We start from the raw sequence: 13,993 nt of genomic DNA on the forward strand, positions 1-13,993 counted from the left end.
ACTGGCGTTTCGTGGCGACTCGTCGGGGTCGGGCGGGTGGGTTCGGTGCGCCGACCCTGCCGGCGCGCGTTTCTGGCGAGTCGCCAGGACCGGCGAGGTGCACTGGCGTTTCGTGGCGACTCGTCGGGGTCGGGCAGGTGGGTTCGGTGCGCCGACCCTGCCGGCGCGCGTTTCTGGCGAGTCGCCAGGACCGGCGAGGTGCACTGGCGTTTCGTGGCGACTCGTCGGCCTGGCAGGTGGTTCGGCGCATCGACCCCGCCCGCGCGTTCTTGGCGAGTCGCCAAGAACGGCGAGTGCGCTGCGGCGTTTCTGGCGAGTCGCCAAGATCGGCCCGCAGGCGACGGCGCACCCCCGGCGAGACGAGAAAGTGGATGCCGGCGGCCGATCCCGCCCGCGCGTTCTTGGCGAGTCGCCAAGAACGGCGAGTGCACGGCGGCGTTTCTGGCGAGTCGCCAAGATCGGCCCGCCGACGACGGCACCCCGGCCGCGAGACGAGAAGTGGATGCCGGCGCCCGAGCCCGGCCGCCGGCATCCACTCATCCGCACGAAGGGATCAGCCGGCGTTGCGGCGGGCCTCCCAGCCGGTGCGCACCATCTCGTCGACGGTGTAGCGGTTCTTCCAGTCGAGGTCGCGGGCGGCGAGCTCGCCGGTCGCGACGATGCGGTCGGGGTCGCCGGGGCGGCGCGGCGCGATCTCGGGCGTGAAGTCGATGCCGGTCACGCGGGCCATGGCGTCCATGATCTCGCGCACGCTCAGGCCGTTCTGCGAACCGAGGTTGTACGCGGGCTCGAGCGGCTCGCCGGCGAGCAGGCGCTTGGCGGCGGCGACATGGGCGGCGGCGATGTCGGCCACGTGCACGTAGTCGCGCACGTTGGTGCCGTCGGGGGTGTCGTAGTCGTCGCCGTTGATGCGCGGCGTGCGGCCCTCGATCAGCGCCTCGAACACGAGCGGGAAGAGGTTGTGCGGGCTCGTGTCGTACACGACGGGGTCTCCGGAGCCGACGACGTTGAAGTAGCGCAGCGCCGTGTGGCGCAGCGGGTGCTGCGTCTCGGCCGTCGCGATCGCCTGGTCGCGGATGAGCCACTCGCCGATGAGCTTGGACTCGCCGTACGGCGACGCGGGGCGCTTGGGCAGGTCCTCGGTCACGAGCGGAACATCGGGCGTGCCATACACGGCGGCCGACGACGAGAACACCAGGTTCGACACGGCGGCGGACTGCATGGCCTCCAGCAGCGACCGCGTGCCCTCGACGTTCTGGGCGTACGTGTGCAGCGGGCGCTGCACCGACACTCCGGCGTACTTGAACCCGGCGAGGTGGATGACCCCGACCACACCGTGCTCGCGCAGCGTGCTCTCGACGAGCGCCGTGTCGAGGATCGACCCGTTCACGAACGGCACGCCCTCGGGCACGAACTCGGCGTGGCCGCTGGAGAGGTCGTCGATCACGACGGACGACAGGCCCGCGTCGGCGAGCGCGCGGACGATGTGGGCGCCGATGTAGCCGGCGCCTCCGGTCACGAGCCAGGTCATGTCACTCCAGGGTTCGGGGGCGGGTTCGCGTTCCATTGTGCCCGGTCGGCGGTGGATGCCTCGTCCCGCGGTCGCTCGTACGGCCGGTGTACCCGGGCGTCGTGGCGACAGCTCGTCGACGACGCACGTGCTCGCCGAGCACGCACGCTGTCGACGTCGAGGACATGCGTGCTCGCCGAGGACGCACGTCGTCGACGGGTGAAGCGGGGGGCTGAGGGGGGTGGAGGCGTCAGATGCGGGCGGCCCAGCGGGCGGCGCGCTGCAGCAGCACCCCGAGGTCGGGGGAGTCGTACGCTCGCTCGTCGTGGCCGAGGGACGACACGACCGCCCGGGTCGGCTGCTCGCGCACCCACACGGCGGGGTGCTGCGTGCCGTCGACATCGTGCACGGCGAGCACGCGCGCTCCGTCGTCGACCACGAGGTCGCTGTAGCGCTCGTCGAACACGTCGAAGTGCGGCACTTCTGCGGAGCCAGGAACGAGGCGAAGCAGCCCGTCGGTGACCGGATGAACCGCGTCGACGACGCGCACGCGGGCGTCGCCGATGGGCGGATGCCACGACGTGCCAGGAACCCACTCGCCGCCGATCGCCGCGCGCCACGCCGGGTGATCGCGCAGGCTCGACAGTGCGGCGTGCACCCCGATGAGGCCGATGCCGCGGTCGATCGCGGCGGCGAGCCCCGCCGCGGCCGCGGGGTCGGCGTGCGGGGCGCCCCCGTCGCGCCACGGATCGCCGGCGTTCACGACGAGCAGGTCGACGCCGTCGAGGTGCGCGAGCGCGTGGTCGACGTCCTCGTCGACGACGGCGTCCCACCCGTCGGCGCGCAGGATCTCGGCGATGCGGTGCGAGGTCGCCGAGAATGGATGCCACGGGTCGGCGTAGCGGCCGGCCCCGGTGGCGATGACGACGCGCGGGGCCTCGGAGTCCGTTCGTTCCATGGGTACCATAATGTGCAGGATAACGCTTTCCCGCCCGCGTGAGGAGTCGCCATGGCACACACCGTCGTGATCGCCCCGGATTCGTTCAAGGGCACGATCGCGGCCGCCGCCGGGGCGCAGGCGCTGGCGGCGGGCTGGGGGGCCGAGCGGCCGGCCGATGTCGTGCGCCTCCTGCCCATGGCCGACGGCGGCGAGGGCACCGTCGACGCGTTCGCCACCGCGGTGCCCGGTGCGCGCCGCATCCCCGTGACCGTCACCGGTCCCGAAGGGTCGGAGGTCGCGGCATCGTGGGTGCTGCTGCCTCCGACTCCCGACGCACCCGCCGGCACCGGCGTCGTCGAGCTCGCGAACACGAGCGGCATCGAGCTGCTCGGCACGCCGCCGCGCCTGCGCCCGTTCGACGCCCACACGCGGGGCTTCGGCGAAGCCATCGCGGCGGCGCTCGACCACGGCGTCTCGCGCCTCGTGCTCGGCATCGGCTCGAGCTCATCGACCGACGGCGGGGCCGGCATGCTGACGGCGCTCGGGGCGCGATTCGTCGATGCCGGCGGCCGGCCGATCGCCGACGGCGCTCGAGGCCTCACGGACCTCGCGGCAGCCGACCTCTCGGGGCTCGCACCGCTTCCCGACGGCGGCGTCACGGTGCTCAGCGATGTCACCAACCCGCTCCTGGGCGCCCGCGGCGCCGCGGCGGTGTTCGGGCCGCAGAAGGGGGCGACGCCGGCCGACGTCCCGGTGCTCGACGCTGCCCTCGCTCGGTTCGCCGACGCCGTCGTCGCCGCCGCGGCCGCGGCCGGCGCGGATCGAGGTGCTTCGTCCCGCCGGTCGGTGAGCGAGCGTCAGCGAGACGACGCGTCCCCGCTCAGCACGAGTGCCGTTGGCGCGGGTGCGGCCGGCGGCACCGGGTTCGGACTGCTGGCATGGGGCGCACAGCTCGTGCCCGGTTCGGCGGCGGTCGCGGAGCTGGTGGGGCTGGGGGCGGCGGTGGCGGCGGCATCCGTCGTCCTCACCGGAGAGGGGTCGTACGACGGGCAGTCCGCCGCGGGCAAGGTCCCCGCGCACGTGGGAGCGCTCGCCTCGGCCGCGGGCGTGCCGGTCGCGCTCGTGGCCGGCCGCATCACCGACGACGCAGACGTGTCGGGGTTCGCGGCGACCGCGTCGCTCACCGAGCTCGCCGGGTCGGGTGCCGCGGCGATGGCAGAGCCGGAGCGATGGCTCACGGCGGCCGGTGCGCAGCTCGCCCGTGCGCTCGGCTGACGCCGGTTGACCTCTCAGGCGACCTCGCCTAAGGTGGCGGAGGCCGTTTCGGCCGATCGACCAGGAAGGCAGGTGATGCGCGATGTCCAGTGATAGTAGCCGCGCCACCGTCTCGTCTTCGCTGGTCGGCATCTCGATGCACTGAACCCTCGTCGCGAGCGGTGGCGCCGGTGCGCGCGTGTGCGCGCATCCTCCTCCGCGGTGCCCTCGGGCGCCGTGCCGACGCGAGCAATCGAGGTGAATCATGATGGCCCTGATCGACAACGCCGTGTACGTCCAGGGGCGACGCACACAGGACCCGGCGAACCTGAACGAGACGTACGAGGTCATGCGCGACCGCGGCGGAATGGCCTGGATCGGCCTGTACCGCCCGCGCGCCGATGAGGTGCGCTCGATCGCGGACGAGTTCGGGCTGCATCCGCTCGCCGTCGAGGACGCCTTGACGGGGCATCAGCGCTCGAAGCTGGAGCGGTACGGCGACACGCTGTTCGTCGTGCTGCGCCCCGCGCGCTACCTCGACGCGGCCGAAGTGGTCGAGTTCGGCGAGCTGCATGTGTTCGTGGGGCCCGACTTCGTCGTGACGATCCGGCATGCCGAGGCGCCGAACCTGGGCAAGGTGCGCCGGCGCCTCGAGGCCGCGCCCGAGCTGCTCGCGATGGGCCCCGAGGCGGTGCTGTACGCCGTGCTCGACGAGGTCGTCGACGAGTACGGGCCGGTGATCGCGGGCCTCGAGAACGACATCGACGAGATCGAGGATCAGCTGTTCGGCAACGCCGACGCCGACGTCGAGGCGGTGTCGCGCCGCATCTACGACCTGTCGCGCGAGGTCATCGACTTCCAGCGCGCCGCGCAGCCGCTCGCCGGCATGCTCGAGGCGCTGCGCCGCGGCTCAGACAAGTACGCGGTCGACCTGGAGCTGCAGCGCTACCTGCGCGACGTGCTCGACCACGTGCTGCGCATCGTCGAGCGCGCCGGCGCCTTCCGGTCGATCCTCGAGAACGCGCTCAACGTGCAGTCCACGCTCGTCGCCCAGCGGCAGAACGAAGAGATGCGGCGCATGAGCGAGGCCGGGCTCGCCCAGAACGAGGAGATCAAGCGCATCTCGTCGTGGGCGGCGATCCTGTTCGCGCCGACCCTCATCGGCACCGTCTACGGCATGAACTTCGATCACATGCCCGAGCTGCACTGGACGTTCGGGTATCCGCTCGCCCTGCTGATGATGGTCGGCCTCGGGTTGGGGCTCTACGGCGTGTTCAAGGCCAAGCGCTGGCTCTGATCGCGGCGGCCGGTCGTTGAGCGGAGCGAGGAACGAGCGAAGACGGAACGTCGCGAGAACGCGCTCGAACGCGAACGTCGTCGCCGTGACTGTGCCCGATCAGCGGCTTGCGGCGTTTCGTCTCGCTGCGCTCGTTCAACGACCAGCGTGGGAGCGCGCCCGAGCGACGAGGGAGCGAGACGAACGCCTCCGCTCTACGAGCCGTTCCCGATCACGGCACCTGCAGCACGCCGTTGCGGCGGTGGGGCAGGCGGGCGAGCGACTCGTCGCGCAGCACCTCGGGAAGCAGGGCCGCCGGGGCGTCCTGGAACACCACCGGCCGCAGGAAGCGGCGGATCGCCGTCGCGCCCACGGAGGTGTGCAGCGACGTCGTCGCCGGCCACGGGCCGCCGTGGTGCTGCGACCACGTCACGGCGACGCCGGTCGGCCAGCCGGCGAACAGCACGCGTCCGGCCTTGCGGGTCAGCACCTCGAGGACGGCGGCGACGTCGTCGGACTCCTCGGCATGCAGTGTCGCGGTGAGCGAGCCGGGCACCGCCTCCAGCGCCGCGTGCAGCTCGTCCTGCGACGAGTAGCGGACGAGCAGCGTCACCGGTCCGAAGCACTCCTCCAGGAGCGTCTCGGGACGGGCGGCGACGGCCGCGGCATCCGTCGACAGCACGACCGGCTGCGCCGACCCCGGCTCTGCCTCCGCGCCCTGTGCGACGACGGCGACGGACGGGTCCGATTCGAGGTGTGCCACACCGGACGGGAACGCCTCGGTGATGCGCTCGGTCAGCAGCGGACCGCCCGACGCGCCCGCCGCGAAGCTGGCCACGAGCGCTTCGAAGCCCGCGCCGGCGGGCACGAAGACGACGCCGGGCTTCGTGCAGAACTGGCCGACGCCGAGCGTGAACGAGCCGACGAGACCCTGCGCGAGCGCCTCGCCGCGGGCCGCGACGGCCGCCGGCGTGATGACGACCGGGTTGACCGACCCGAGCTCGCCGTAGAACGGGATGGGGTCGGGGCGACCCGACGCGAGGTCGAACAGCGCGCGGCCTCCGCCGAGCGATCCGGTGAAGCCGGCGGCCTGGATGACGGGATGCTGCACCAGCGCGTTGCCCGCCTCTCGGCCTTCGACGAGCCCGAGCGAGCCCTCGGGCGCGCCGGCCTGCACGAGCGCGGCGGACACGAGCTCGGCCGTGCGCTTCGACAGCCGCGGATGCCCGGAGTGCGCCTTCACGATGACGGGGTTGCCGGCCGCGAGGGCCGAGGCGGTGTCGCCGCCGGCGACCGAGAAGGCGAAGGGGAAGTTCGAGGCCGAGAACACCGCGACGGGGCCGACGCCGGTGAGCATGCGGCGCAGCTCGGGGCGAGGAACCGCGGCCGACGGGTCGGCGTCGTCGACGGTGAGCTCCAGGTACGAGCCCTCTTCGACGACCGTCGCGAACAGGCGCAGCTGCCCGGTCGTGCGCCCCACCTCGCCGCGCAGGCGGGTCTCGCCGAGCCGGGTCTCTTCGTCGGCGATGGCGACCAGCTCGTCGAGGTGGGCGTCGAGGGTGTCGGCGGCGGCGCGCAGCCATGACGCGCGCGTGGCGGCATCGGCCGCGCGCCATACGGGGGCGGCGGCGGCCGCCGCGGCGGTGAGGGCGTCGAGTTCGGCGGTCGTGGTGGTCATGGTGTGTCCTTTCCTTCCACTCTTCCCCTGTCACGAACCGCGGCGCGGCGCAGCAGAACGTGACAGGGGAACTGCGGTGGCTTCGGTTCCCCTGTCGCAATCCGGGCCGCGGAGCAGCAGAAGGCGACAGAGGAACGGTACGACATGGCGGTCAGGGAGAAGGGGTCCGGAGGGGTCAGCGGAAGCGGAGGCCGAGGCCGATGTGCGGCGTCTCGGTGAGGGTCGCATCGGCGATGCGCACGGGCGACGGGCCGTCGAGGGCGCCGAGCGCGCCGAAGCCGGCGTCCTCGACGTCCTCGGCCATCGGCGCCGGAACACCGGCGACCGCGGGCAGGCAGAGCGCGAGCTGGCCCGACAGCTCGGGCAGCAGGTGCGGGTGCACCGCCGCGCCGTACTCCGCCGCGATCGCCGCGATGCCGAGGAACGGCGTGATCCCGCCGACCCGTACGACGTTGGGCTGCACGATCTGCGCGGCACCGGTGCGGAGGAAGTCGTCGAAGCGGTAGACGTTGTGGAGGTTCTCGCCCACCGCGATGGGGATGCCGCTCGAGGCGGCGAGCCGACGCGCGAGCTCGATGTGCCCGTACAGGTCATCGGCGCGCAGCGGCTCCTCGATCCAGGCGGGCGAGACCTCGGCGAGGCTCTCGAGCGACGTCGTCGCGCGGTCGAGCTCCCACCGCTGGTTCGCGTCGATCATGAGCGCGCGGTCGGGGCCGAGCACCTCGCGCACCGCGCGCAGGCGATCGAGGTCTTCGGCGACGTCGGGCTTGCCCACCTTGACCTTGACGGCGTCGAAGCCCGCGTCCACCCACCGGCGCACCTGGGCGACGAGCTCGTCCTGCGTGTAGTGCAGGTTCACGCCGGAGCCGTAGGCGCGCACACTCTCGCGCTGCGCGCCGAGGAATCCCGACAGCGAGGTCCCGTGAGCGCGGACGGCGGCATCCCACAGCGCGAGGTTCAGCCCGGCCATCGCGATCGTGGTGACTCCGCCGCCACCGGCCTCGTGGAGATGGCGCCACAGCGCGAGCGACTCCGAGCCCGGGTCGGCGGAGCGGCCGACCGCGAACGCCGTGATGTCGTGCGCGAGCAGGGCGTGCACCGCTTCGGCGCCGATCTGCGGGGTCCACGAGAATCCCCAGCCCTCCGCGCCGTCAGACCGCACGACGTGCGTGGCGATCACTCCGACCGAGGTCACATCCGCCCCCCACGGCCGCGTCAGCGGCACGCGGATCAGCCGTGCGTCGAAGGATGCGATCGTGGCGTCGGTGCGGGCCGCCTCGGCCGCCGCGGTCGTGCGGGTCGCGGCATCCCGGACCCAGCCCTGGGTCGTCACAGCAGCGCCCGTCCCGCGGCGAGGATCTCGGCGAGGCGGTCCTGCTGCGCCGGCGTCGGGTCGACCAGCGGCGCGCGCACCGAGCCGACCGGCAGGCCGCCCAGGCGCAGGCCGGTCTTGATGAGCGAGACGCCGAAGCCGGGAGTCTCGTCGCGAAGGCGCACCAGCGGCGCGTAGAAGCCGTCGAGCAGCTCGTTGCGGCGGTCCTCGTCGCCGGCGACGTAGGCCCGGTAGTACGCGTTCGCGACCTCGGGGATCATCGCGAACGCCGCCGACGAGTACAGCGGGATGCCGATGCCCCGGTATGCGCCCTGCGTCAGCTCGGCGGTGAGGAGGCCGTTGAAGAACGCGAAGTCGTCGCGGCCCTCCGCCGCCACGGCGCGCACGATCTGCTGCGCGAGACCGACGTCGCCGACGCCGTCCTTGAAGCCGACGACCTTCGGGTTCTGCGCGAGACGGCGCACCGAATCGGCCGAGAACTGCGCGTTCGCGCGGTGATAGATCACGACGGGAAGATCGGATGCCGCGGCCACCGCCTCGACGTACGCCGCGAGCCCCGCCTGCGGGCCCCCGACCAGGTACGGCGGCAGCACGAGCAGCGCGTCGGCGCCGGCGTCGGCAGCCGCGCGCGCGAGGGCTTTCGCGTGCCCGAGCGGACCGCCGGTGCCGGCCACGACGGGAACGCGGCCGGCGACGCTCTCGGCCGCGACCTGAACGACGCGCGTGGCCTCCTCGGTCGACAGCGCGTGGAACTCGCCGGTGCCGCACGCCGGGAACACGCCGCCCGGCGCGTGCGCCAGCGTGGTCTCGAGGTGCTGCCGCAGCAGGTCCTCGTCGACACGGTCCTGGGCGTCGAAGGGGGTGACGGGGAAGAAGAGGATGCCGTCGAAGATCACGCCAGCACGTCCTTTCGGGCAGGGTCGGGGGCGGGGGAGGCGGCGGTCGCGGTCGTCTCGCCGAGCTCGCTGCGCCACGAGTGCGCGGGTCGCCAGCCGAGCTCGCGGCGGGCCTTGGCGTTCGAGAACGCCGAGGTCGTGCCGGTGAGCACGGCCGCGAGCCGCTCGGTGCCGGGGTAGAAGCGCGGCACGAGATCGGCCAGCGGCTCTCGGGCCAGCGCATCGTCGGCCGCGACGAAGAACGTCTCGCCGTTGGGGATCTCGGGCAGCGCCTGCAGCAGGGTGTCGGCGAACCTCGCGACGTCGCGCGCGTCGACGTAGTTGAAGATCGCGGGCGCCGACAGCGCGGGGTCGTCCAGCCGCTCGCGGACCGTGTGCCCCTGCTGCGTGAGCGCGCCGGCCCATTCCTCCGGAGCGATGACGTAGCACGGGCGGAACGCCGCGAACCGGGTCGCGTCGCCGGTCTGCCGGGCCAGCATGGCGATCGTCTGCTCGATGAGCAGCTTCGACAGCGCGTACGCGTTCCACGGGCGCGCCGGCGTGTCTTCGTCCAGCGGGAAGCGCTCGGGAACCCACCCCGTCGGAGCGCCGTACCCGATCACCGTCGGGCTCGACGCGGCGACGACACGACGGATGCCGGCCTTCACGGCCCCGCCGAGCACCGACACCGCGAGGCCCGCGTTGGTGCGCATGATGACGTCCTCGGGGGCGCTGAACGGCACGGCGATCGCGGCGAGGTGGATGAGTGCGTCGGCCCGTGTCTCGGCGAGGACCTGAGCCGTGGCATCCGCGTCGCTCAGATCGATCGCGATCTGCTCGACGTCCGCGAGTTCGGGGGCGTCAGACAGGGCACGGTCGAGCGAGACCAGGTCGTGACCGGATGCCGCGAGCCCGGCGACCAGGCTGCGGCCGAGGCGTCCGGCGCCTCCGGTGACGGCGATGCGGGTCATGCGCGCAGGGCCGCCGCGCCGTCGGCGGTGAGGAAGCGGATGCCGAGGTCGGCGACTTGGACGGGCAGCCCGGTCTCGAGCGACCGGTTGCCGGCGATGCCGACGGCGATCGAGCGCACGCCGTCGCGCCAGTCCGCGGGGCGGGCGAGGGGGTCGTCACCGGGTCCTTCGAACACGTCCGACAGCAGCAGCGCGTCGCCGCCGCCGTGGCCGCCGTCGCCGCCGACGATCGGCGCCTCGTAGGCGGCCTCCCAGTGCTTCTGCACGATGAGGCGCTCGCCCTCGGGGCGCAGCGACCCCGAGTCGCCGGCGTGGACCGCAGACGGGTCGAGCACCGGGTGCAGCCCCTCGTCGGCGAGCACCGCACCCCGTTCGACGACCTCCAGCTCGGCGCGGCCGAGGGTGCCGTTGACCGCGACGCGGTAGCCCTCCCACGGCGAGTGGGCGTTGAGTGAATAGCTGAGGGTGGCGCCGGAGGCGTAGTCCACCACGAGGGCGAGGTTGTCTTCGATCGTGATGCCCTCGCCGAACACGTCGCGGTCGCGCAGGTACCCGTCGTGCTGCTCGGCCTCCAGGTACAGCGCCCTCAGTCGCTCGTCGTCGCGCAGGTCGAGCTCGAACGCGTCGGCTCCGTCGTGGGTGCCGCGGGCGGGGCGATCGTGGATGCCGCGGGCCGCGGCGTTCTCGGCGCCGTAGAAGCGCAGCCCGCCCGACGCGTACACGCGGCGCGGGGCCGAGCGGATCCACCAGTTGACGAGGTCGAAGTGGTGGCTGGCCTTGTGGACCAGGAGGCCCCCGGAATGCTCCTTCTCACGGTGCCAGCGGCGGAAGTAGTCCGCGCCGTGCTTGGTGTCGAGCACCCACGAGAAGTCGACCGAGGTGACCTCGCCGATCGTGCCGTCCTGGATCACCTGGCGCAGCGCCGAGTTGCGCGGGGAGTAGCGGTAGTTGAACGTGATGACGACCTCGCGGCCGGTGCGGTCGATCGCGTCCTCGATGGCGGCGGCGCTCGGCCCGTCGATCGTGAGCGGCTTCTCGACGACGACGTCGGCGCCCGCGTCGAGCCCGCGCACGATGAGCGGTGCGTGCAGGTCGTCGCGTGCGCAGATCACGACGCGCTCCACCCGCTGCTCGCGGATCATCGCCTCGAGGTCGTCCGGCCCGTACACGGCGGGCGCCGGCCTTCCGGCGGCGACGACGCGATCGACGTAGTACTGCGCCCGCACCGGGTTCGGCTCGCAGATCGCGACAAGGGCGGCCTCGTCGGCGTAGCGGCCGACGATGGCGTCCACGTACATCTGAGCACGGTGTCCTGCACCCACGAGGGCATACCGGCGGTGGGTCATCTCACTCCTTCAGGAAACGTTTTCTCACCGTATCATGAAACGCTTTCTCCGTCGTTCGGCGGGGAGGGACCGGCTCAGTCCCGTTCGTTGAGCGGAGCGAGGAACGAGCGAAGACGAAACGTCGCGAGCCGCTCTCGAGAATCGGAGACAGCGCCCAGGTCGCCGATGGCCGCGTCCGATGGGCGGGTTGCGGCGTTTCGTCTCGCTTCGCTCGCTCAACGACCGGGACCGGGGCAGTCCCGTTCGTTGAGCGGAGCGAGGAACGAGCGAAGACGAAACGTCGCGAGCCGCTTTCGAGAATCGGAGACGACGCCCGGGTCGCCGATGGCGGGGTCCGATGGGACGTCAGGCGGCCGGGCCGGTCGACCCCCGCACCGTCAGCTCAGGAAGGAGAGTGAGGGGATGCCCCGGCTCGGCGCCCACGAGCAGTTCCTGCATCCGCGCCCACGCCTGGGCGCCGAGCTCCGCCGCCGGAACCGCCGCCGTCGTCAGCGGAGGCGTCGTGTACCGGGCGAAAGGGATGTCGTCGAAACCGACGATCGACAGGTCGGCCGGGATGCGGCATCCCCTCTCCTGCACCGCTCTGAGGAGTCCCATCGCGACGAGGTCGTTGAACGCGAGAGCGGCCGTCGCGCCGGACGCGAGCACCGCCGCGCCGGCCTGCGCGCCCGCTTCGAAGTCGACACCGCACGGGATCTCGGTCACGTCGCTGTCGGGGTGGGCGGCGACGAACTCCGCGATCGCGGCCAGGCGCGCCGCGTTCGCGACGCTGCCCGGGGCGCCGGCGAGGTACACGATGCGGCGATGGCCGAGGCCGTGCAGGTGGTCGAGCTCGGACGTCAGGGCGCTGCGGTAGTCGGCGCGCACCGAGGGGGCGTCACCGGCCGTGCGGTTGATCAGCACGACGGGGCGCAGTCCGCCGACCAGGCGGTCGAGCTCGTCCTGCGGCAGACGCGGCGCGCACAGGATCACGCCGTCGGTGCGGCGGCGGGTCGTGCCGGCCAGCACGCGCTCCTCGTCGACGGACTCCGCCGAGTCCGCCACCAGCACGTGGTAGTCGTCGGCGGCCGCCGCGCGGCTCAGTCCGCGCAGGATCTCTTGGAACGTCGGGTTGCCGAGGTCGGGTACGACGACAGCGACGGTCTGCGTTCGCCCGAGCACGAGGCTGCGCGCGACGGGGCTCGCGGTGTAGTCGAGGGCGGCCGCCGCCTCCTTCACGCGTTCCGCGAGTGCCGGGTCGACCGTGGGATTGCCGTTGAGCGCGCGCGACACGGTCGACAGCGAGACTCCGGCGCGCGCGGCGACATCGGCGATCGTGACACGGGTCCGTCCGTCGTTGCGTCGGGTCATGCGACTCCTTCCGTCGGCTCAGCCTAGCCGGGCAGGAAACGCTTCCTGCCGTGCCGGGCCACCGCACCGGGCGGAGCGCCCGTGCTCCGGGCGGAGCTCCCGCTGCGCGCGAGCGGCCGGTGCGCCCGGCATCCCTCTCCGGCGGTCCGAATATCGGACGTCGCGGCGTTTTCCGGAGCACCCGAGCCTGTCGGTCCGGAAACAGGCGCATTCTCCGATATTCGGAGCGCAGACGAGGCGCGGACGAGTGGATGCCGGCGGCCGGGCCGCGGAGCCAGGTCAGGCGCGCGCGGGGGTCGAACCCCGCACGATCACCTCGAGGGGGAGCGGTGGCTGGCTCTCGTCCCACTCCGCGTCGGTCGCGGCGTGCAGGGCGCGGTAGCCGAGCTCCTCCAGGGGGACGTGCACGGTCGTGAGGCCCGGGCGGATGTCGCGGCCCGTCGCGATGTCGTCGAACCCGGCGACCGCGAGGTCGGCGCCCACCTGGCGTCCGGCATCCCGGATGGCCGACATGATGCCGATCGCGACCACGTCGCTGACGCCGAAGACGAGGGTGCCTTCGGGCAGGCCGTCGGCGAGCAGCTGCTGTGCGACCTCGTACCCGGCGTCGCGCGTGAAGCCGCCCCGCCGCACCTCGCGCACGGATCCGCCGCCCGCGCCGAAGCCCTCCGTGAAGCCGGCGACGCGGTCGTCGGACGTGCGGATGCCCTCGGATGCCGCCACGACGACCGCCTCGCGATACCCGAGGCGCGCGAGCTCGGCGCCGAGCGCGGCGGCGCCGCCGCGGTTGTCGAGGGCGACGCTGCGCGCGGCGCCGCCGCCGGGACCGACGACCGCGACGCGGCCGCCCATGTTCGTGAAGGCGTCGAGTTCGCCGGCCAGGCCGACCGCATCGGTGCCTTCGGTGCGGGATGCCGCCAGGATGAGCCCACGGGGGCGCTGACCCCGCAGCGCCCGGACGAGGCGCACCTCGCGCTGCGGGTCGCGCTCGGTGATCGCGATGGTGACGACGAGGCCCGCCTCATCGGCGCCGCGGGCGACGCCCGAGGCGAGCTGCCCGAAGTACGGGTCGGCGATGTCGGCGACCAGCAGGGCCACGATCGCCGCGGTGCCGCGCGCCGTCGCCTGGGCCGAGAGGTTGGCCGTGTAGCCGAGCTTCTCGGCCGCGGCCTCGACGCGCTCGCGGTAGCTCTCGGCGACCTTGCGGGTCGAGCCGTTGAGCACGCGCGACGCGGTGGCCAGCGAGACGCCCGCCTCGCGTGCGACGTCGTGCAGGGTGGCAGCGCCGCCTCGGGAGGGCGCGGATGAGTCGCTCACAGGGCTGAGTCTAGAGCCTGTGTCCGGTTCGGCCCCCGCGTCCGGGAAGCGATTTCCGCGTTACCGGTAACATCGGGAGCCCGCTGTACCCGCCGCAGCATCTCGCGAAGGAGCACGATGCCCGCCACCGCCCCGCCCCCGTT

The 13,993-nt window shown here is 73.0% G+C and carries 11 protein-coding genes; 2 read left to right on the forward strand and 9 right to left on the reverse strand.

Annotation, left to right across the window (positions count from 1 at the left end):
- Positions 1-553 precede the first annotated feature (553 nt).
- Complete coding sequence (galE, locus tag JNB62_RS18890; protein WP_220302433.1) at positions 554-1,531, reverse strand: UDP-glucose 4-epimerase GalE; 978 nt, start codon at positions 1,529-1,531, stop codon at positions 554-556.
- A 229-nt stretch (positions 1,532-1,760) separates the two neighbouring features.
- Positions 1,761-2,468, reverse strand: a complete 708-nt coding sequence (locus JNB62_RS18895) for a ThuA domain-containing protein (protein WP_220302434.1) — start codon at positions 2,466-2,468, stop codon at positions 1,761-1,763.
- 51 nt (positions 2,469-2,519) lie between these two features.
- On the opposite strand from JNB62_RS18895, the gene JNB62_RS18900 reads away from it, so the two are divergent.
- Positions 2,520-3,725, forward strand: coding sequence for a glycerate kinase (locus JNB62_RS18900; protein WP_220302435.1), 1,206 nt, complete (start codon positions 2,520-2,522; stop codon positions 3,723-3,725).
- A 247-nt stretch (positions 3,726-3,972) separates the two neighbouring features.
- Positions 3,973-5,001: a magnesium and cobalt transport protein CorA gene (locus JNB62_RS18905; RefSeq protein WP_220302442.1), complete on the forward strand. Its 1,029-nt coding sequence runs from the start codon at positions 3,973-3,975 to the stop codon at positions 4,999-5,001.
- 211 nt (positions 5,002-5,212) lie between these two features.
- On the opposite strand, the gene JNB62_RS18910 is transcribed toward JNB62_RS18905, so the two are convergent.
- From JNB62_RS18910 to JNB62_RS18940, 7 genes are all read right to left on the reverse strand, one after another.
- On the reverse strand, positions 5,213-6,658 hold the full coding sequence (locus JNB62_RS18910) for an aldehyde dehydrogenase (NADP(+)) (protein WP_220302436.1): 1,446 nt from the start codon (positions 6,656-6,658) through the stop codon (positions 5,213-5,215).
- 175 nt (positions 6,659-6,833) lie between these two features.
- Positions 6,834-7,991, reverse strand: coding sequence for a mandelate racemase/muconate lactonizing enzyme family protein (locus JNB62_RS18915; RefSeq protein WP_374451271.1), 1,158 nt, complete (start codon positions 7,989-7,991; stop codon positions 6,834-6,836).
- On the reverse strand, positions 7,988-8,887 hold the full coding sequence (locus JNB62_RS18920; RefSeq protein ID WP_220302437.1) for a 5-dehydro-4-deoxyglucarate dehydratase: 900 nt from the start codon (positions 8,885-8,887) through the stop codon (positions 7,988-7,990). The genes JNB62_RS18915 and JNB62_RS18920 overlap by 4 nt, the downstream gene beginning before the upstream one ends.
- On the reverse strand, positions 8,884-9,837 hold the full coding sequence (locus tag JNB62_RS18925; protein ID WP_220302438.1) for an NAD-dependent epimerase/dehydratase family protein: 954 nt from the start codon (positions 9,835-9,837) through the stop codon (positions 8,884-8,886). Before JNB62_RS18925 ends, JNB62_RS18920 begins: the two co-directional genes overlap by 4 nt.
- Positions 9,834-11,183: a Gfo/Idh/MocA family protein gene (locus JNB62_RS18930; protein ID WP_220302439.1), complete on the reverse strand. Its 1,350-nt coding sequence runs from the start codon at positions 11,181-11,183 to the stop codon at positions 9,834-9,836. Before JNB62_RS18930 ends, JNB62_RS18925 begins: the two co-directional genes overlap by 4 nt.
- Before the next feature lie 345 nt (positions 11,184-11,528).
- A complete protein-coding gene (locus JNB62_RS18935) occupies positions 11,529-12,533 on the reverse strand; it encodes a LacI family DNA-binding transcriptional regulator (protein ID WP_220302440.1) in 1,005 nt (334 codons plus the stop codon).
- Positions 12,534-12,812: 279 nt separating this feature from the next.
- A complete protein-coding gene (locus JNB62_RS18940) occupies positions 12,813-13,850 on the reverse strand; it encodes a LacI family DNA-binding transcriptional regulator (RefSeq protein WP_220302441.1) in 1,038 nt (345 codons plus the stop codon).
- Between the last annotated feature and the right edge of the window lie 143 nt (positions 13,851-13,993).

Origin of the sequence: Microbacterium jejuense (assembly GCF_019511665.1) — a bacterium.
In the GTDB taxonomy this organism is placed as follows: domain Bacteria; phylum Actinomycetota; class Actinomycetes; order Actinomycetales; family Microbacteriaceae; genus Microbacterium; species Microbacterium jejuense_A.

Bases quoted from the DNA above. Each gene is read 5' to 3' on its own strand.
- galE (WP_220302433.1), bottom strand. From the start codon at position 1,531: ATGACCTGGCTCGTGACCGGAGGCGCCGGCTACATCGGCGCCCACATC.
- JNB62_RS18895 (WP_220302434.1), bottom strand. From the start codon at position 2,468: ATGGAACGAACGGACTCCGAGGCCCCGCGCGTCGTCATCGCCACCGGG.
- JNB62_RS18900 (WP_220302435.1), top strand. From the start codon at position 2,520: ATGGCACACACCGTCGTGATCGCCCCGGATTCGTTCAAGGGCACGATC.
- JNB62_RS18905 (WP_220302442.1), top strand. From the start codon at position 3,973: ATGGCCCTGATCGACAACGCCGTGTACGTCCAGGGGCGACGCACACAG.
- JNB62_RS18910 (WP_220302436.1), bottom strand. From the start codon at position 6,658: ATGACCACCACGACCGCCGAACTCGACGCCCTCACCGCCGCGGCGGCC.
- JNB62_RS18925 (WP_220302438.1), bottom strand. From the start codon at position 9,837: ATGACCCGCATCGCCGTCACCGGAGGCGCCGGACGCCTCGGCCGCAGC.
- JNB62_RS18930 (WP_220302439.1), bottom strand. From the start codon at position 11,183: ATGACCCACCGCCGGTATGCCCTCGTGGGTGCAGGACACCGTGCTCAG.
- JNB62_RS18935 (WP_220302440.1), bottom strand. From the start codon at position 12,533: ATGACCCGACGCAACGACGGACGGACCCGTGTCACGATCGCCGATGTC.